General features: G+C 36.9%; 17 protein-coding genes. 8 read left to right on the top strand and 9 right to left on the bottom strand.

The window, feature by feature from the left end; genetic code table 11:
• Positions 1 to 296: 296 nt before the first annotated feature.
• The 3 genes from REB14_RS06240 to REB14_RS06230 are packed head-to-tail and all read right to left on the bottom strand — an operon-like array spanning position 297 to position 5,474.
• The gene (locus REB14_RS06240; protein ID WP_309521776.1) at positions 297 to 2,738 is read right to left on the bottom strand and encodes a TonB-dependent receptor; all 2,442 of its coding nucleotides are present in this window, start codon (positions 2,736 to 2,738) and stop codon (positions 297 to 299) included.
• Positions 2,739 to 2,760: 22 nt separating this feature from the next.
• A complete protein-coding gene (locus REB14_RS06235) occupies positions 2,761 to 4,242 on the bottom strand; it encodes a trehalase family glycosidase (RefSeq protein WP_309521775.1) in 1,482 nt (493 codons plus the stop codon).
• A 2-nt stretch (positions 4,243 to 4,244) separates the two neighbouring features.
• Positions 4,245 to 5,474, bottom strand: a complete 1,230-nt coding sequence (locus tag REB14_RS06230) for an MFS transporter (protein ID WP_309521774.1) — start codon at positions 5,472 to 5,474, stop codon at positions 4,245 to 4,247.
• Between the two features lie 123 nt (positions 5,475 to 5,597).
• Here REB14_RS06230 and REB14_RS06225 point away from each other — a divergent pair, with 123 nt between their 5' ends.
• Positions 5,598 to 6,503 (top strand): AraC family transcriptional regulator, encoded by a 906-nt coding sequence (locus REB14_RS06225; RefSeq protein WP_079243097.1) that lies wholly within the window; start codon positions 5,598 to 5,600, stop codon positions 6,501 to 6,503.
• 269 nt (positions 6,504 to 6,772) lie between these two features.
• Here REB14_RS06225 and REB14_RS06220 read toward each other — a convergent pair whose 3' ends face one another.
• Positions 6,773 to 7,327, bottom strand: coding sequence for a thioredoxin family protein (locus REB14_RS06220; RefSeq protein ID WP_034694944.1), 555 nt, complete (start codon positions 7,325 to 7,327; stop codon positions 6,773 to 6,775).
• A gap of 319 nt (positions 7,328 to 7,646) precedes the next feature.
• Here REB14_RS06220 and REB14_RS06215 point away from each other — a divergent pair, with 319 nt between their 5' ends.
• The 4 genes from REB14_RS06215 (at position 7,647) to REB14_RS06200 (ending at position 14,574) form a co-directional block, all read left to right on the top strand.
• Positions 7,647 to 8,243 (top strand): TetR/AcrR family transcriptional regulator, encoded by a 597-nt coding sequence (locus REB14_RS06215; protein WP_034694942.1) that lies wholly within the window; start codon positions 7,647 to 7,649, stop codon positions 8,241 to 8,243.
• 365 nt (positions 8,244 to 8,608) lie between these two features.
• Complete coding sequence (locus tag REB14_RS06210; protein ID WP_309521773.1) at positions 8,609 to 9,769, top strand: efflux RND transporter periplasmic adaptor subunit; 1,161 nt, start codon at positions 8,609 to 8,611, stop codon at positions 9,767 to 9,769.
• Between the two features lie 40 nt (positions 9,770 to 9,809).
• Positions 9,810 to 12,992 (top strand): efflux RND transporter permease subunit, encoded by a 3,183-nt coding sequence (locus REB14_RS06205; protein WP_309521772.1) that lies wholly within the window; start codon positions 9,810 to 9,812, stop codon positions 12,990 to 12,992.
• 169 nt (positions 12,993 to 13,161) lie between these two features.
• The gene (locus tag REB14_RS06200) at positions 13,162 to 14,574 is read left to right on the top strand and encodes an efflux transporter outer membrane subunit (RefSeq protein WP_079243100.1); all 1,413 of its coding nucleotides are present in this window, start codon (positions 13,162 to 13,164) and stop codon (positions 14,572 to 14,574) included.
• 256 nt (positions 14,575 to 14,830) lie between these two features.
• Here the strand turns inward: REB14_RS06200 and miaA are convergent, their stop codons facing one another.
• Entirely contained in the window at positions 14,831 to 15,751 is a 921-nt protein-coding gene (miaA, locus tag REB14_RS06195) for a tRNA (adenosine(37)-N6)-dimethylallyltransferase MiaA (protein ID WP_309521771.1), read from the bottom strand.
• Between the two features lie 185 nt (positions 15,752 to 15,936).
• Between miaA and REB14_RS06190 the strand changes: the two genes are divergently transcribed.
• From REB14_RS06190 to nadA, 3 genes are all read left to right on the top strand, one after another.
• Positions 15,937 to 16,794, top strand: coding sequence for a YicC family protein (locus tag REB14_RS06190; RefSeq protein WP_079243102.1), 858 nt, complete (start codon positions 15,937 to 15,939; stop codon positions 16,792 to 16,794).
• A 79-nt stretch (positions 16,795 to 16,873) separates the two neighbouring features.
• On the top strand, positions 16,874 to 17,440 hold the full coding sequence (gene gmk / locus REB14_RS06185) for a guanylate kinase (protein WP_079243103.1): 567 nt from the start codon (positions 16,874 to 16,876) through the stop codon (positions 17,438 to 17,440).
• Positions 17,441 to 17,549: 109 nt separating this feature from the next.
• Positions 17,550 to 18,569: a quinolinate synthase NadA gene (gene nadA / locus REB14_RS06180; RefSeq protein ID WP_079243104.1), complete on the top strand. Its 1,020-nt coding sequence runs from the start codon at positions 17,550 to 17,552 to the stop codon at positions 18,567 to 18,569.
• Positions 18,570 to 18,835: 266 nt separating this feature from the next.
• Here nadA and REB14_RS06175 read toward each other — a convergent pair whose 3' ends face one another.
• From REB14_RS06175 to REB14_RS06160, 4 genes are read right to left on the bottom strand one after another with little or no spacing between them, the layout of a single operon-like run.
• Positions 18,836 to 19,039: a hypothetical protein gene (locus REB14_RS06175; RefSeq protein WP_309521770.1), complete on the bottom strand. Its 204-nt coding sequence runs from the start codon at positions 19,037 to 19,039 to the stop codon at positions 18,836 to 18,838.
• A gap of 29 nt (positions 19,040 to 19,068) precedes the next feature.
• A complete protein-coding gene (locus REB14_RS06170; protein ID WP_309521769.1) occupies positions 19,069 to 19,266 on the bottom strand; it encodes a hypothetical protein in 198 nt (65 codons plus the stop codon).
• Between the two features lie 49 nt (positions 19,267 to 19,315).
• Positions 19,316 to 19,486 carry a bacteriocin-like protein gene (locus REB14_RS06165; protein ID WP_156106417.1) on the bottom strand — a complete coding sequence of 57 codons (171 nt, stop codon included), beginning with the start codon at positions 19,484 to 19,486 and terminating at the stop codon, positions 19,316 to 19,318.
• Between the two features lie 49 nt (positions 19,487 to 19,535).
• Positions 19,536 to 19,730 (bottom strand): bacteriocin-like protein, encoded by a 195-nt coding sequence (locus tag REB14_RS06160; RefSeq protein ID WP_079243107.1) that lies wholly within the window; start codon positions 19,728 to 19,730, stop codon positions 19,536 to 19,538.
• Positions 19,731 to 19,897 lie beyond the last annotated feature (167 nt).

Below are 19,897 nucleotides of genomic sequence, written 5' to 3'. Positions count from 1 at the left end.
ATGTTCGATAAAATTTAAACATAATGAACAGATCGCTCCTCCGGAGCTATAATTTTAAGAAAAATACGTTCTATTAACAGTTAGCTCCCATTGGAGCTGGATTTGATCCCATCGGGATCTACTGTTAGTAGAAAAAAATGAAGTCTCCATAAAATAAAGCTCCGGAGGAGCGACCTGTTAATTCATGCCGTAAATATTGATATTTTTAATCTATTTATTCTTTTTATCGGGCAGTAATAAAAAAAAACAAAACCGTCAGAAATTCTGACGGTTTTGTTTTTATAAAGAAATAGAATTTAGAAATCCAGTGTGATTGATGCTCTGGCAGCTGCTCCCATAATAGGTCTTGCCATAATGATTCCGTCTCCATTAGGTGATCCGGCTCTTGGATCTCCTTCTGTAATACCAATAGTGTTAAAGATATTGGTACCATCTACTGCAAAACGTATTCTTCCTAACTGATAAGACATTCCCGCTCCAAATTCTGTAAAAGAAGGTAAGGTCTGTACATTTTTCTCATCCTGGAAACGTTTTCCATAATAATTCATACTTACATAGGCTCTCCATGACTTGGTAATGTTCACCGCCGGTGAGATATTAAAATAAAACTTTGGCATTCTTCTTACCACATTTCCTTCAAGTACACTTCCGGCTTCAAGGTTTTTATATTTTGGGCTTTGAACGGTTCCGTTGAATGCAACTTCTAAAATATTATTGAATAAACGGGCATACCCTTCAAATTCAACTCCATAGTTTTGGGTATTGGCAAAAGTATTTTCAGATTTTCCATCAGAGAAGATATCTGTAAACGAAAGATTATTCAAGGTAGAATAGAATGGAATCACCGCTATGTCAAAAGTACGCGAGTAATATTTATATCCTACTTCCAGCTGATTGGTGGTTACTGATTTTAAAGGTTTATCAGGGTTTGGAGTGGAGAAATAATTGTAATAAGCTTCTTCATTCGGAGATCTGAAACCATTGGAAAAACGTGCATACACCGCATTTTCTCTATTAATTTTATAATTTGCAGCTAATGTAAAAGATACTTTATCCACATTAAAGTTCCAATAGGTGTATTTATTTCCCAATACACTCATATTATCATCAGCTGTAGTCGTGTTGAAACCGTGAGTTCCATCAGTAGTTAACCCAGAATTATTTAAATTGGAAGTGGTGGTATTGGCAAAATTTCCTTTATAATAATCATGACTGTAACGAAGTCCTCCATTTACACTTAAGGCGTCAGTGATATTATAATCTAAGTTTACATAAAGATCATTCAAACTTCCCTGAGTCTGTGTTCTTCTTTGTAAAAATGTCATATCTATTACTCCGTTGTAGGTTTTAGAATATCCATCATCTGTTGGGCTCATAGAAGGGTTTACCAGATTCAAAAGTTCAGGTCTGTCTGTAGCAGTCGCCAGAACATTGCTCCAGTTCCAGTATTGTTGAGATTTCCAATTGGATTTATAAAAACCAGCCGTAACATTTCCTTTGTCAAATTTATAATTGAACTGTAAATCATTCACAAAGTTATTCATCTGCTTGTCAATCGCCCAGAACCCTAATTTTTGTACATACTCAGGATTGACAATGGCTCCGTTGCTTACCAGAGAATACTGATAATTGCTCATTCCAAGACCGCCGTCTTTCACAGCATCAGTAGCGAATTTAGAAGCCTGTTTTGGACCTCCAGCCGGGAAAATCCCTGTATAATTCATATTGATATCTGTATATCTGGTTTTGTTTAAAACACTGAAATTATTTCCAAGATCATATTTAAACTCTGCTCCTAAAACATCTACTTTCGGATGAATTCCGTCTTCAAGATTTCTGTTGAAAAATCCGCCTCCGGCCTGTGGAATATTCAGCTGACTGATGGCTCTGTAGCTGTATGTTCCATAATTAGGATCAAATCCCTGGAATCCTTTCAGTTTATTTCCGTTCTGGATCAAAGGAATCGGAAGGAAGAATGTATTTCTGTCATCCAGTTTTTTGTAATACACTTTTACATAGCCTTTATCAAAGACATATTTAAGATTCATTCTGATCTGTCCTCCATTATTGGCTTTGAAACCTGTTTTTCTGATTCCGTCATCTGTTCTGTAAAAACCTCCGACATTGAAAAACAATTTATCCTGAACCAATGCTCCACCTACGTTAACATCGGTACGCATTAATCCATAGGTACTTGTTTCCAGTTTTGCAGTACCTCTGAAATCATTGGTTCCTTCTCTCGTAATAAAATTGATCAGTCCTCCGGGAGAATTGGTTGCAAAAATAGATCCGGATCCTCCTCTCAAAGCTTCCATGCGGTTGACAGAATTATCTACACGGAAAAAATTGTCTGCATTGGCAAACTGAAGTGCTCCGTCTTCAAAAACCGGAAGACCGTCTTCCTGTACCTGTACAAATTCATAGGCTCCTGCAGAAGGAATTCCTCTTGCAAAAAGATTATTTCCTACTTCTCCTCCTGAAGTTTCCACCGCAAATCCGGGAACTCTCTGCAATAAAGCAGCTGCACTGATTGGATTCTGTTTTTGGATTTCCTTGGAACTAAATGTGGAAATTGCTGTACTGGATTCTATTTTTTTCTTTGGATTTGAGTTTCCTGTAATGACAATTTGATCGATGGAGGAAACTTTTGCAGAATCCTGCGGTGTTTCCTGAGCATAAGCATTATTAAAATATAACGTAGCTGTTGCGGCGATTAAAAAGATCGATTTTTTTTTCATAGCCTTATTTTTATTGTTAGTTTCAGTTTTGTTGTAATTGTAAATACACTCCATTGGTCCAACCGAATCCGTCCTGATTAGGGTATTCCCCGCCGCCTGCTATTGTTTCTGTGTCTAATGCATTGTATTTTTCCATCAGTTTTCCGGTATTTTTGTAGACCCTTTCTACATTGGAACACCAGTTATTTTTAATTTTTTCTGCCAGCTCATCAAAGCCGTAATTTTTCATTGCTTTAAAGCCCAGCCATTGATAAGGAGCCCATGCATTGGGAAGATCCCATTGCTGTCCTGAGTTTTTGGTTGTGGTGACAAGCCCGCCTTTATAAAGAAATTTTTCAGCAACCGCTTTAGCAACCGCTTCAGCTTGTGTATGGTCTGCAATTCCCAGGAATAAAGGGTAAAGAGCAGCAATATGTTCAGACGGTGTTTTTGTGTTTTTTTTAGTGTGATAATCTTTATAATTGTTAGTATTTCCATCCCAGAAATATTTATTGATCATCTGTCTTCGGCTTGCTGCTCTTTCTGAAAAATAATTTTCTTTTTCACTCAGATTGTGAAGCGCTGATGATTTCGCCAACGTCGTTTCCAAATGCCATAAAAGACAGTTCAGATCAACCTGTGCAAGGTTCAGCGTTTCTATCGTCTGTATATTTTCTCCGTCTGCAAACCATCTGCTGGAAAAATCCCAACCCGATTCACAAGCACTTCTTATATTTCTGTAAAATTCATCGCATGAAGTTTTCTCATGATCTTCAATATCGATCAGGTAACTTTCAGGGCGAGGTGCATTTTCTGCATCGTAATAACGGTTCAGAATATCTCCGTCTGCAGTTCTCACTACTCTTTTTACACTGGAATTGTTTTCAAGCCATTCTTCACCATTCATCCAGAAAGCATATTCTTTTTCCAAAGTGTCATGGTATTCTGTATAAATTCCTTCGTCATTCGTGGTTTCAAAAAGAAGATCCAGCATTAATGAAAAATAGGGAGGCTGCGATCTGCTCAGGAAATGAGTTCTGCTGGCATTCGGAACAAATCCTACGTTTTGAATCAGATAAGAACAGTTCTCAATAATGTTCTTCATCATTTCTACTCTGCCGGAAGCTTTTAACCCAAGCATAATAAAATAGCTGTCCCAATAGAAAAACTCATTAAAACGCCCTCCAGGAACGATGTAAGGTTTTGGTAATTTTAAAAGTGTTCCTTTTTCTTCATAGGCTGTGCGGGTCAATTCGTCCCATAGTTTTTCAATATGTTCCCCAATGGGAAGCTGTTTTTGTCTGTGTACAGAAACCCTTGCTCCTAAAAAGTCAAAATGAGTCATCACAAAATCTTTCAGGTTAAAACCTTCCGTATTTTTTGATTTTTCATAATCCTCATTAATCTTTGAAATGGGAAACAGAGGAACTGCATCCGTCATCATTTTCTGATCTTCAAAAATTTCAGATTTCTGTACCTCATCAAACAGACTTTGAATTTCGTTTATGTAAAGCTGATTACTCATTGTTATTTTTTAGGATTAATTTTTAATTTATTCATGAAAACCGCGGAAATGATCAATAATGAAAGCGGAATCAGGGAAAGGTAAAATGCCTGCTGTCCGCTAAACTCCTGAAACACAAAACCGGTAATGATAGAACCTATAGTTCCTCCGATTGCTGAGAAAACGACAATCAACCCTGACATCGCGCTGTGTAGATATTTAGGAATTGATGCCAGAATTACAGAATTAATACTTGGATAAATCGGCGCCAGCAAACCGCCCATCAAAGGAAATAAATACACGACCAATGGGGCATTCATCCAATTTGTATTCGTATCGATGTGAATATTATGGGTTAATGGTAACACCAACAGTAAACTGATGGCAAAACCTACCACACAGAAAGAAACTACATAGATCCAGCTAAATTTCTTAGAGAAGAATCCCGATAAAAATCTTCCTAAAGCAAAAGCTCCTGCTAACACCGCTCCTGCCTGAATACTCATAGAGGTAGGTACTTTTAAAATCTCTTTATAAAAAGTAGGAGTCCATGTCTGAAAACTCTGCTCTACCAATACAAAAAGGAAAGCACATAATAAAAAGCACAACACTTTTTTATAACTGAATAAGCTTACACTGTTTTTTAAATCTCCCAAAAGATCTGTTTTCTCACTTTTAGCTTCCTGCTCATTGAGTTTTGAAAAGAACAGGAATAAAAAAGATAAACTTGAAAGTCCTCCCAGCACCCAATATACATTCAGCCATTCGGTAGATTTCGGATTGTGATCATCAATATATAAACTGAATAATACATTTCCCGCCAATACGCCAATCATAAAAAAACCTTCCAGAAACCCCATAAAGCTGGAATGCTCTTTATCTGTTTCTGTTACTAATCCAATAGAAGTAAAAACTGATATTTTGATCAATGCAAAGGAAACTCCTACTGTCGCAAATAATAATTTAAAAACCCAGAACTCATTGGTAAACGGCATTACAAAACACATACAGCTTACCAGGAGTAAGGCAGTCAGCATTGATTTTTTGATTCCTATTTTAGGAAGGAAGGAAGCCAGAATGAAAGAACATATGGCGATGGGAAGATCTTTGAAACCTTCCAAAACACTGGCCGAAGATTTTGAAATCCCAAAATTCTGCTGTACCTGTAGAATAACTGTTCCTACAGAATTCAGAAGAATGGCGAAGACAAAATAGTTTAAAAATAAAACGGCCTTGATGTTAATATTTTTCATTCAGGTTATTTCTTGTCGGCTAAGATAGAAGCATTTCTGTTAACGATAATTTAACACAGTAAATCAATATTTGAACTATATTAATATATTTAGTATTTTTAATGAATAAATATGATTAATTAGATGAAAGTTACTTTTGAAAGGGTCATCCCTAATGAGAAGAGCTCATTCCGTACCATTCATAATAATTCCCCTATTTCAGAATTTAAATGGGAGTATCATTATCATCCCGAAATTGAGCTGGTATGTGTCATTTCCGGGAACGGAACCCGCCATGTAGGCTACCATAAAAGTAATTATACGAATGGGGATCTGGTCTTAATCGGATCCAATATTCCCCACTCCGGATTTGGACTGAATTCTATTGATCCACATGAGGAAATTGTACTTCAGTTCAAGGAAGAAATTCTTCAGTTTCCCCAGCAGGAAGTAGAAGCCAGATCCATCAAAAACCTGTTGGAGCTTTCAAAATATGGAATCCATTTTCATCATAAAGTAAAAAAAATAATGCTTCCAAAGCTGAAAATGATGCTTGAATCTGAAGGTTATAAAAGATATTTACTTTTACTTGAGATTCTTTTTGAACTTTCGAAATGTGAGGATTATGATCTTTTAAACAAGGAAATTATGCCCTATACCATTATTTCTAAAAATAAAACCCGTCTTGAGAATATTTTCACCTATGTAGAACATCATTACGACAAGGAAATTGATATTGAAGAAGTAGCAAAACTAGCTAACCTGACTTTACCAGCTTTCTGTAATTTCTTTAAAAAAGCCACCCAGATTACGTTTACAGAATTTGTGAACCGATACAGAATCAATAAAGCATGCTTGCTGATGGCTCAGGACAGATCTATTTCAGAATGCAGCTATCAATGTGGTTTTAATAATGTGACGTATTTTAACAGGATGTTTAAAAAATATACCGGGAAAACGCCTTCGGAATTTATAAAGAATTATTCTCACAATAAAGTCAATGTAGATTTGAAGGTTGAAAATGAGACTAAAGCTAAGGTAAGTTTTTAATAAAAAACTATACTGAGACTCCTACGGAGTGACAAGGCTTTGGATAGACTATATCTCGTATTTGTCATTCCCTAGGAATCCAGACTCTCTTCAAATTTTACAATGGTTTACAATAAAACAAAATAAGCTGTGCAGAGACTCCTACAGAGTGACAAAGGGTGTGGATAAGCTGCAAGTATATGTTGCAGTCAACAAAAAAGCCACTCCAAAAAGAGCAGCTTGTATTATAATGAGTAAAAACCAGTAACTAAACAACCAGCAACCAGTAATTATTTCCATTTGATATTACATCCCATGCTTGGTCTCTGGATTTCTTCCTGAGCTTCACCAGCTAAAAGATTTTCAAAAGCGATGATTAAATCTTCTCCTGTTACATCTTTATTATTTCCAGGTCTTGAATCATCCATCTGACCTCTGTATACAAGATCAAGCTTATCATCAAAGAAATAAAAATCAGGTGTACAAGCGGCATCATAAGCTTTTGCTACTGCCTGGCTTTCGTCAAACAGATAAGGGAAATCAAATCTTCTTTCAATCTGGAATTCAATCATTTTTTCGGGAGAATCTGCCGGATATTTTTCGATATCATTCGCATTGATGGCGATGAATTCAATTCCACGCTCGTTGTAATCTTCGTATAATTCATTGATCTTGTCAATCACATGAAGAACAAACGGGCAGTGGTTACACATAAAGATCACCAAAGTACCTTTTTCTCCTTTCAGTTCATCCAAAGACTGAAGTTCATTCGTTTTTGACGGGTTAGGAAGTTCAAAAAACGGAGCTTTTGTTCCTAATGCCAGCATATTTGAGGGAGTATTCATATCCTTATTTCTTTAGTGGCAAAGATAATTATTTCTTTTATTAATTGAACTGAGTTCTTAAACAGACATTTTATTTTTGTAGGGTACCGAAGCAGGAAGTTGAAGAAAAGAAGATTTTCGGGTCTCAAAAATAGTTATAGTCAAATTCTATTATTTAATTTATTTACTACTGAAATAACTTCCAGCCCCCATTCTTCCAGCTTCCAACCTTTGATATAATATTTTTAAATAGTCCGCAAATCTATAAAACTCATAATATCCTTTGGAACTTATATCAAAAAGTTTGTAGTTTTGCTAACGCTGTTAGTAAATAAATATCATGGGTCTACATGAACGCCGTCAACGAGAAAAAGAATCCATCCGTGCAAATATATTGCAGGCTGCTTTTACGTTGGCTAAAACTGAAGGCTGGGGTTCGCTTTCTATGCGTAAGATAGCTGATGCTATTGAGTATAGTGCACCTGTTGTATATGATTATTTTGAAAATAAAGAAGCTATCCTATTTGAAATTTCTTTAGATGGCTTCCACAAGTTACATATAGAATTATTAAAAGCTCAGCAGAAACACGATACTCCGGAAGAGCAGCTTGTTGCCATTGTGGATGCATACTGGAACTTTGCTTTTAAAAACAAGGAATATTACCAGCTTATGTTTGGTCTTGGAATGCAGTGTTGCGGAAAAGGTCAGATGAAAAAGGAATTCTCATCATTTCAGGAGCTTATCTATGAATGTACTTATGAGATTATCAAGAAAAACGGATCTAATCCGGACAATGCCTGCCATATGTCTCATGCTCTGTTTTCTGCCGTACACGGTATGATCTCTATTATGATGATGCGTACAGCTGATATCCCTTCAACAATGAATAAGACTACATTGGACGAAACTGTTTCGGCTTTTATTAAGTCTTTGTAATTTTTTTTTGAATTAAAAATTAACACCGTTAGGAAACTTAACACTGAATTAATATAAATGATTCTGTTATTCCTGATTAAAAACTCAAACATTTTATGAAACCATTCATAGTTTTCAGATGTTAAAATTAGTCATTTTTTGCTTATAAATTAACACTGTTAGTAAAATTAACACACCTTACACCAACATTATACACTTAAATACATTAAAAACAATTTTCAATTATGGAAACAATCGACTTTATCGGACATTAAAAATTCTGTAATTTTTTTTGAACTAATTATTAACACTGTTAGGAAAAAATACAGCATTTATAAAAACACTTTACTTACCTCTAACACTTCATTAAAAAAATTAAACCAACAATGAAATTACCTGGAAAAACAAGGTTTATTGTACTTATTGCAAGTATAATTCTTTTACAGAGCTGCACAAAAGCCGCAGAAGGAACCAATGCCGCACCTCCAGCTCCAGAACTTCCGGTTTATACCGTTATCACCTCACCCGCTACTACATATCAGGAATTCCCAACTGCCCTGGAAGGGAAAAACAACGTAGAAATCAGATCTCAGGTAGATGGTTACCTGGATAGAATCTATGTAGAAGAAGGAGCTTATGTAAGAGCAGGACAACCGTTATTTAAAATAGATTCAAGAAGTTACGGCGAACAGATGAATATGGCTCAAGCTAATCTTCAGGCTGCCAATGCCAATATCCAAAAAGCAAGAGTGGAAGTAGACAGACTTCAGCCACTGGTTGCTGCCAAAGTAGTTTCTGATGTACAGCTTAAAACTGCAAAAGCCAATTATGAAGCGGCTGTAGCAGCTGCTGCACAAGCGAGAGCCTCTGTAGGAAGCGCCAGAATCAACGTAGGATTTACAACCATTACTGCTCCTGTAAGCGGTTATATCGGAAGAATTCCTTATAAAAAAGGAAGTCTGATTTCAAGAACAGATGTAAATCCATTGACTTTATTATCTGATATCAGCGAAATCTACGCCTATTTCTCTTTAAGTGAACTTGACTTCATTGCTTTCCAGAATAAGTATCCTGGAGCAAGTCTTGAAGAAAAACTGAAAAATATGCCGATGGTAGATCTTGTGATTGCCGACAACAGTACTTACCCTGAAAAAGGAAGATTAAGTATTGTAGACGGACAGTTTGATAAAACTACCGGAGCGATCAGTGTACGTGCCGTTTTCCCTAATGCCAACGGAACTTTAAGAACAGGAAATACAGGAAGAGTACGTATGCCTCAGCTGATTTCTAATGCGGTGGTTATTCCACAGGAATCAACCTTCGAAATTCAGGATAAAACCTATGTTTATGTAATGGGTAAAAACCAGAAGGTAACCGGAAGACCGATCAAAATATCAGGAAAAACGGATAGCTATTATTTTATTTCTGAAGGGCTTTCGCCTGGAGAAAAAATCGTATTCACCGGAATTGGAAACCTGAAAGACGGTGCTTCTGTTAAGCCGAAAAACATTTCTTCGGACAGCTTGTTAAAAGCAAAACCATTATAGTCCTTTCCGAATACAGAAGACTTAAAAAAATAAACTTCTTATGTTAAAACAATTTATAGAAAGACCGGTTCTTTCAACGGTCATCTCCATAATACTCTTATTATTGGGAGCTTTGTCTCTCTTTAATTTACCGATTGCCCTTTTCCCGGATATCGCTCCACCAAGCGTTCAGGTAACGGCCTTCTATCCTGGAGCTAATGCTGAGGTGGTAGCACGTTCAGTGGCTACTCCTATTGAGGAAGCGGTAAACGGGGTTGAGAACATGACGTACATGACCTCAAACTCCAGTAACGACGGTACTATGACCCTGAGTGTTTTCTTCAAACAGGGTGCTGATGCTGATAATGCAGCAGTAAACGTACAGAACCGTGTATCGAAAGCGATGAGCCAGCTGCCTCAGGAAGTAGTACAGGCCGGGATTTCAACCCAGAAGGTTCAGAATAGTATGATCATGTTCATGGGATTAACCAGTGAAGATGAAAAACAATATGATGAATTATTCCTTCAGAATTACCTGAAAATTAATGTTATTCCACAGATACAGCGTATTCCGGGTGTAGCACAGGCTCAGGTATTCGGAACAAGGGATTATTCCATGAGAATCTGGCTAAAACCGGATCGTCTGGCAGCTAATAATCTTTCTCCGCAGGAAGTGTTAGGAGCCATTAAAGATCACAACCTTGAAGCGGCTCCAGGTCGTTTGGGACAGGGAAGTAAGGAAACTTACGAATATATCCTTAAATATAAAGGAAAGCTGAACAAAGATGAAGATTATGAAAATATCGCCATCAAAGCAAATAGTGATGGATCTTTCCTAAGATTGAAAGATGTTGCACGAGTAGAGTTTGGTTCTTATACATATACTGCGACCAACAGAGTAGACGGAAAACCGGTTGCCGGATTTGCCATCTTACAAACCGCAGGTTCCAATGCCAATGAGATCCTAACCGAAATTGAACAGCAGGTGAAAGTAATGGAAACTACCCTTCCAAAAGGAGTGAAACCCATTATCATGTATAATTCCAAAGACTTTTTGGATGCTTCGATTCATCAGGTTGTAGAAACGCTTGTTATTGCTTTCGTCTTGGTATTTATTGTAGTATTTATCTTCCTTCAGGATTTCAGATCTACATTAATTCCGGCTATTGCCGTACCGGTAGCGATTATCGGAACCTTCTTCTTTCTGCAGTTATTTGGTTTCAGTATCAACATGCTTACCTTATTTGCATTGGTACTCGCCATTGGTATTGTAGTGGATGACGCCATTGTGGTGGTAGAAGCCGTCCATTCCAAAATGGAACAAACGGGAATGCCTGTAGAACATGCAACGATGCACTCAATGAGTGAAATTTCCGGAGCCATTATTTCCATTACATTGGTAATGTGTGCCGTGTTTATTCCGGTTGGTTTCATGCAGGGACCTGCAGGAGTTTTCTACAGACAGTTTGCTTTCACATTAGCGATTGCCATCTTAATCTCAGCAGTGAATGCATTAACATTGAGTCCTGCATTATGTGCAATGTTCTTAAATGATCCTCAGGGAGAGCATGGAGAACACGGTCATAAAAAAGGTTTTGGAGCAAGATTCTTCAATGCTTTTAATGCCAGCTTCAACAGCATGACCAGAAAATATATCTACAGCCTTAAATTTTTAATTAAAAACAAATGGGTAGCGATAGGAGGTCTTGTTGTCATTACAGCAGCAAGTGTATTTTTGATCAAAAAAGCACCATCAGGATTTATTCCTACTGAAGACCAGGGATTCGTATTGTATGCCGTGAATACTCCTCCAGGAAGTTCATTAGAAAGAACACACAGAGCGACAGCACAAATTGATAAAATCATCAACGGGGAAAAAGCAACCAACCACCTTTGGGTAGCAGATGGGATGAACTTCATCAGTAATGCCAACGCTTCTCCATATTCTGCAGGTTTCATTAAACTTAAAGATTATGACAAGCGTGGTGAAATGAAAGATCCTGATCAGATTGCAGCAACATTGACAGGTAAGGTAAGCCAGGTAAAAGATGCCAACGCATTTTTCTTCAACTTCCCTACTGTACAAGGTTTCGGTAACGTTTCCGGATTTGAATTCATGCTTCAGGATAAAACGAACGGTTCTTTCGAACAATTGGGAACAACTACTCAACAGTTCATTGGTGAATTGATGAAAAGACCTGAAATTGCTTTTGCCTTTACAACCTATGCGGCAGGAAACCCTCAGTATACTATTGATGTGGATACGGATAAAGCCAACCAGCTGGGTGTTTCTGTAACAGAACTGATGCAGACCATGCAGATTTATTTCGGAAGTAGCTTTGTATCGGATTTCAACAGATTTGGAAAATATTACAGAGTAATGGCTCAGGCCGATATTCCTTACCGTACAGATGTTAATTCATTAGAAGGAATTTATGTAAAAAATAAATCCGGAGAAATGGTGCCGGCAAAAACACTGGTTACGTTAAAAAGATCTTTCGGTCCTGAAACGGTAACAAGAAATAACCTTTTCAATGCCGTAACAATCAACGGAACTCCAAAACCTGGTTACAGTACCGGAGATGCCATTAAAGCGGTAGAAGAAGTGGCTCAGCAATCACTTCCAAGAGGATATGGATATGAATGGACAGGAATTACCCGTGAGGAAATTAAAACAAGCGGACAGACTGCCTTTATTTTCTTCTTAAGTATTCTGTTTGTTTACTTCTTACTGGCAGCACAATATGAAAGTTATATTCTTCCGTTTGCTATTATTCTTACGATTCCTACAGGGATTTTCGGAGTATTTGCTTTCACAGGATTAGCTGGAATTGATAACAATATTTACGTTCAGGTAGGATTGATCATGCTGGTAGGACTATTGGCAAAAAATGCCATCCTGATTGTGGAATTTGCTGTACAGAGAAGAAAAGCAGGGAAAACATTAATTGAATCTGCACTTCAGGCATCAAGATTACGTCTAAGACCGATCTTAATGACCTCTTTCGCCTTCATCGTGGGAATGCTTCCGCTGGTATGGACGCAAGGTGCTTCTTCAAAAGGAAATCACTCTATCGGTTATAGTACTGTAGGAGGAATGCTTACAGGAGTAATTTTCGGGATCTTTATCATTCCGGTAATGTATGTAGTGTTCCAGTACCTTCATGAAAAAATGCCAAGCAGAAAAAAGAAAAGACTTCTGAAAAAACAAATGGAAGAAGAACTTTTAGCTGCTAGTCACTAATAAAAAATGAATAACAAAAACTTAGGGAAAATTTTAAGATTAAAAGATCAACTATTCTCTTACTAATCTTAATGGTTTAAAAAAGCTAACTATTTTCTCCTACTAAAGTCAATTTTTGCCTCAACAGAAACCTCTCTAAGTTTTGTATTCAATTAAAAGTTTAAAAACTATGAAACGAGTAAAAAATATTATTCTAACATTTGTGCTGGCCATCGGCTCTGTTTCGTGTGTGTCTAAACTGGCATACACGGAGCCTGAGCTTCCTCTTCCGGAAAAATTTCAGTACACCGCCACTGCAGACACTGCCAGTATAGCCAACCTGGAGTGGAAACAGTTTTTCAGCGATCCTATTTTACAGGAACTGATTGAAAAAGGAATTAAAAATAATTATGACCTTCAGATTGCCCTGAAACAGGTAGCTGCTTCACAGGAAAAACTGAAACAGGCAAAATATATGCAATATCCGGATGTTGGTTTCGGAGTAAGCGGGCAGATTTCAAGACCTTCTAAAAACAGCATGAACGGACAAAGCTTAAATTTATTTTTAGGTTCAAGCCATGTTGAAGATTATAATGCAGCCTTCAACCTTTCATGGGAAGCAGATATCTGGGGAAAAATCAAAAACCAGCAGGAAGTTTCAAGAATGCAATATCTTCAGACCTATGAAGGTTCAAAAGCAGTTCAGACTCAGGTAGTGGCAGCTATTGCACAGGGATATTATAACCTGTTAATGCTTGACAGACAATTGGCTATTGCAAAATCCAATCTGGAACTGAGCAGCAATACCCTAATGATTACACAAAAAATGTGGGAAAGTGGTGATAATACTTCTTTAGGAGTACAGCAGGCTGCAGCACAGAAACAGGCAACAGAACTTCTGATTGCTCAGCTGGAACAGAATATCGCTATTCAGGAAAATGCACTGAGTATTCTGACAGGTGAACTGCCTAATAAAGTAAACAGAACCATTGAAATGTCTGATACTTCTTTACCTCAGAATATTTCCGCGGGACTTCCGGCAGCTATGGTGAGCCGCAGACCGGATGTACGTCAGCAGGAATTGGTTTTACTAGAATCCAATGCGATGGTAGGAATTGCTCAGGCCAATATGTATCCGGCATTGAAAATTACAGCCAACGGAGGAGTAAATTCATTCAAATTTGATAACTGGTTCCAGATTCCGGCATCGTTATTCGGATCAGTTTTAGGAGGAATTACCCAGCCTATTTTCCAGAAAAGACAATTGAAAACAGATCTGGAAGTAGCAAAAATTCAAAGGGAGAAAAATGTTCTGGCATTCCGCCAATCGGTACTGAATGCAGTAGGTGAAATTTCAGATGCTTTGGTTTCCAATGAAAACTTAAAAGTTCAGGAACAGAAAGCTACCGAGCAGTCTACCACATTGAAAGACGGAATTAAAAGTGCACAACTTCTTTACAAAGGAGGTTCAGCCAATTACCTGGAAGTGATTACAGCACAGGGAAATTCCCTACAGGCAGAGTTGAATCTGGCTTCCATTAAAAGACAGAGATTAAGCAGCATTGTAGATCTATACAGAGCGCTAGGCGGCGGTTGGAAGTAGTAAATTAAATTATATTTGTTAAGGTGCGGTTCTTTTTGGACCGCATTTTTTATTTACATATTAAAAGACAATTATTAATTTTTATCTGCACTGTCATTCTGAAAGGAACGCAGTGGAGTGAAGAATCTATTAGTCGTAATGAGATTCTTCCTTCGTCAGAATGACAAACTGTACGCTTAGCTTATTCATACACTATGTCATTCCGTAGGAATCTCTATTTTTAAAACTTTTAAAGCTTCTTAATGGTGTAAACGTATTATTTCTGAAACTGCTCAGCAATCCATTTTAGCAGCTCTTTATAATCATTTTGAGAATACCCGAGCGGTAAATAATGAATATCATCCGCCTTTCTGTACCACGTCAGCTGACGTTTCGCATATCTTCGGCTGTTCTTTTTAATTTCTGAAACCGCAAAATCAAGATCCCACTCTCCATCAAAATATTTGAAAAGTTCAGCATATCCTACCGTATTTAAAGCCGTCAGTTCTTTGAATTGTTCAAGACCTTTTACCTCATCCAGTAAACCTTTTTCCATCATAATATCCACCCTACGGTTGATTCTGTCATACAGTTCTTCCCTTGGAGCTTCTATTCCGATTCTGATTACATTAAAATCCCTTCCATTTTGGGAAACCGAAATATGGTCAGAATATTTTTTATCCGTTTGCCAGATAATATCAATGGCTCTCAGCAGTCTGCGGTGATTGTGAATATCTACCACATTGAAATATTCCGGATCCAGTTCTTTTAAAATATCCTGAAGCTTTTCTATCCCCTCCTGCTCCATAATAGTCTGAAGTTTCTCCTGGTTTTCAGCGTTCGCTTCCGGAAGATCATGTAAGCCTTCTATTACTGCTTTTTCATACATCATACTTCCACCGACAAGGATAACGGTGTCATGAGTGGTAAAAAGTTCATTAAGTTTTTGAAGCGCATCTTCTTCGTACTGCCCGATAGAATAATATTCTTCCACCGAAAGATTTCCGATAAAATGATGAGGTGCACCCGCCAGTTCTTCTTCAGAAGGTGCCGCTGTTCCTATTTTCATTTCTTTAAAAAACTGGCGGGAATCACATGAAATAATCTCCGTATTGAAATACTGAGCCAAATCAATTGCCAATCTCGTTTTCCCAATTCCGGTGGGTCCTACAACAGAAATTAAATTTTTCTTTTTCACAGCGCTAATTTACGAAAATGAGCTCATTTAATTTGCTGGAAGATGGAAGCCTGAGACTGGAAGTTAAAATTAGATCTCATTTATATTTGCAACAATCTTCCCGCTTCCTACCTCCATCTTCCAGCCATTCAACATTAGCCCAACTATAGACTTAAATGTTTATCTTTGTAGAACAATAAAAAACTATGATTTTATCAATGACCGGATTCGGTAGAGCCGAAGATGTTTTTGAAGGAAAAAAGATTACAATAGATATTAAATCTCTGAACAGCAAGAGCTTTGATTTGAATATCAAAATTCCTTTACGTTATAAAGAAAAAGAATTTGAGATCAGAAAAATTCTTAATGATAGAATTATCCGTGGAAAAGTAGACTGCTACGTTAATATTGAGAATCTTGAAGAGTCCAATGATGTAAAAATTAATAAAAACTTAATTGACTCTTATATCAATGAACTTAAAAACATAGCTTCTGACGGTCCCAATTTCGAATACCTTAAAATGGCGGTAAGACTTCCTGATGCCATCACATCCAGACCTGACGAATTGACGGAAGGTGAATGGGAAGCTTTGGCTAAGATTGTCAATAATGCTGTAGACAGATTCGAAGAATTCAGAAGAACTGAAGGTAGTATTTTACACGAAGAATTAAACAGAAATATTCAGAATATTGACAAATATCTTGGTGAAGTAATTCCTTTTGAAGAAGAAAGAATTGTCAGCGTGAAAGAGCGTTATCAGAAATCTTTGAAAGAATTTGAAAACGTTGATGAAACACGTTTCTATCAGGAAATGGCTTATTTTACTGAAAAACTTGATATTTCTGAAGAAAAAGTAAGACTTGGCCAGCACTTGAAATACTATAAAGAAGTAATGGACAATGAATCTTTTAATGGAAAAAAACTGGGCTTCATTTCTCAGGAAATCGGAAGAGAAATCAATACATTAGGGTCTAAAGCCAATCACGCAGATATCCAGAAACTAGTTGTGATGATGAAAGATGACCTTGAAAAAATAAAAGAGCAAACGTTAAACGTATTGTAATGGCAGGTACGAGATGCGTGGTTATAATTTTTAAGAAAGAAATCCGTAACTCGAAACCCATAGTCCGAAATTAAAAAAAATGGATAAAGTAATTATATTTTCAGCACCATCAGGGAGCGGAAAAACTACATTGGTAAAGCATTCACTGGAAACATTTCCTGAGCTGGAATTTTCAATCTCATGTACAACGAGACAACCGAGAGGAAGTGAAATTCATGCGGTAGATTATCATTTTCTGACACCGGATGAGTTCAGACAGAAAATTTCTGAAGATGCTTTTGTAGAGTATGAAGAAGTATATACTGACAAATATTACGGTACTTTAAAATCTGAAGTAGAAAAAATCTGGAATCAGGGAAAAGTAGTTATTTTTGATGTAGATGTAAAAGGAGGAATTTCGTTAAAAAAATATTTTGGTGAAAAGGCACTGTCTATTTTTATAGAACCGCCTTCCATTGAAGAATTGGAACGAAGATTGATCTCCAGAAATACAGATGATGCAGAAACCATAAAAACCCGTGTAGCAAAGGCAGAAGAAGAAATGACCTACGCTAGCGAGTTTGACAAGATCGTAATTAATGAAGATCTTGATGCAGCTAAAAAAGAAATAGAAAGTTTAATAAAAAGTTTTATAGAAAGAAACTAGAAGTTAGAAATTAGAAGTTAGTTTTTTAATCCAGGAAAATCATCCTCATTGTATACTGACTTCTAATGTCTAATCTCTAACTTCTATAAAGAAAAAAATTGAGGTTGATATGAGTACCGAAACATTAGAAAAAGCTAAATCTGCAATTCCTGTCAGAGGATTTCTGGATATAAAAGATATTGCTATTCCTCAGGGAGAAGAACTGGTGAAAGCCATTCTTAAGCTTAAAGAGGAAAAAAACGCTGTTATTCTTGCCCATTATTACCAGCCTGGAGAAATTCAGGATATTGCTGATTTCCTGGGGGATTCTTTACAGCTTGCAAGACAGGCAAAAGATACGAATGCTGATATGATCGTATTCTGCGGAGTACATTTCATGGCAGAAGCCGCTAAAATCCTGAACCCAACTAAAAAAGTAGTTCTTCCTGATACCATGGCCGGATGCTCTCTGGCAGACGGTTGTTCCGGAGAGGGATTAAGAAAAATGCGTGAACAGTACCCAAATGCTTTAATTGCCACTTACATCAACTGTAACGCAGAAACGAAAGCAGAAAGTGATATCATCGTTACAAGCTCCAATGCTGAAACAGTAATTGAAGCACTTCCGAAAGACAGACCAATTATTTTTGCACCGGATAAAAACCTTGGAAGATATTTATCAAAAAAAACAGGTCGTGATATGATCCTTTGGGATGGAAGCTGTGTAGTACACGAAGCATTTTCAATGGAAAGAATTGCCCAGCAATTGGCAGATAATCCGGATGCAAAACTGATTGCACACCCTGAAAGTGAAGAAGCAGTATTAAAACTGGCTCACTTTATCGGTTCCACTTCTGCCCTGTTGAACTATGTAGAAAAAGATGACTGTCAGAAATTCATCATCGCTACAGAAGAAGGAATTCTTCACGAAATGAGAAAACGTGCTCCTCACAAGGAACTGATTCCTGCATTGGTTTTTGATGAAAGCTGCAACTGTTCAGAATGTTTCTATATGAAACGTAATACAATGGAAAAGCTTTATTTATGTATGAAATATGAGCTTCCTGAAATTCTTATCGACGAAGAATTAAGATTAAAAGCATTGAAACCTATTGAAGCCATGCTTGATCTTTCTAAAAGTATAAAATAAATAAAAGCACTGTTTTCACAGTGCTTTTTTATTTTTATTTTTAGTCAGCAGTGATTGCAACAAAACAATCTGCGCTCACAACAACGCACATTCTGCAATTCTCGGACAATATCCAATATGCCTCGCACGAAGGATCACTGGAAGAGCCTGGTCCAAAAACCAGATGGGTAGGACAACCATCACACCTTGATACACCAGCACCCTTCATTTGTTCCAAATCCCTTCTGTTCAGTTTCTTTAATTTTTTCATAAAGTCAAATTATCTTTTAAGAAACTCCTCCGCTCATGCATGACATATCTACAATAACACACATTTTACAACGGTCAGGAAGCATCTGAAAAGCCTCACATGGAGCATCACCAGGATTATTTCCATAAGTAGTATTCTTAGGACATCCTGTGCATGTGGCTGGACCTGCTCCTTGCAGCATTTGAAGTTCTTTTCTGTTTAATTTCTTTAAATTTTTCATAGTAGTTTTAATTAATTTTTGATTTTTTACTAACCTTCCAGAACCATACAGCTGCCTGGAATAGATGGATCATAAGAGAGAAGATAAAGACAAACTTTACGTCCTTTAAGATCTGTACATATCGCACAACCTTTTGGTCCACAGTCAAGATCTACGGCACAGCTGTCTCCTGTCCCTCCAATGATGGCTCTTAAGCTTTCTCTGTTAAGTTTTTTTGAATTTCTCATGGTCATTGAGTTTGATTAAGGTTTATTGAAATAATTACATCTTATCTTATTATAACATAGGCGCATAACAAGTACCACCCGGCTTTAGCCAGCAGCCCCATTTTCCACCTCCGCGGAAACAGACAAATTGCTCACCTCCACATGCTTCAATCTGAATATCAGTGAAACCACCCTTGATATTTTTCTGATCTTCTCTTGATAATTTCTTGATTGTTTTCATATTGTAATAATTTTAGTATTCTGTAATAACAATAAATTGATCATGTAAATCAGTAAGGGCCGAAGCATTCAAAGCTTACTAATACTCTTCCTTTACAGCACTCTGGTAATGCATAATAATCAGCACATGATCTTGGTTCACCAGGTCCGTAGGGTCCGGCAGGACAATTTTCAAAACAGTTATTCACATCTCCTCCATTCATTGATTTCAGATGTTGGCGGTTTAATTTCTTTAAATTTTTCATAATTCTTTCGTTATTAGTTAATATTATAAATGTAACATTTTTAATCAATTACACCAAATATATCTCATGAAAAGGAAATATATTTTATTCTGTTAAAAACTTGGTGGTTTCAAAATAATTTGTACATTTGTTCCGTTACAATGAATTTATTAAGAAACATATCTGAT

Origin of the sequence: Chryseobacterium metallicongregator (genome assembly GCF_031324065.1) — a bacterium.
Lineage (GTDB): Bacteria > Bacteroidota > Bacteroidia > Flavobacteriales > Weeksellaceae > Chryseobacterium > Chryseobacterium metallicongregator.
This window is presented reverse-complemented; position numbering and strand designations above follow the sequence as displayed.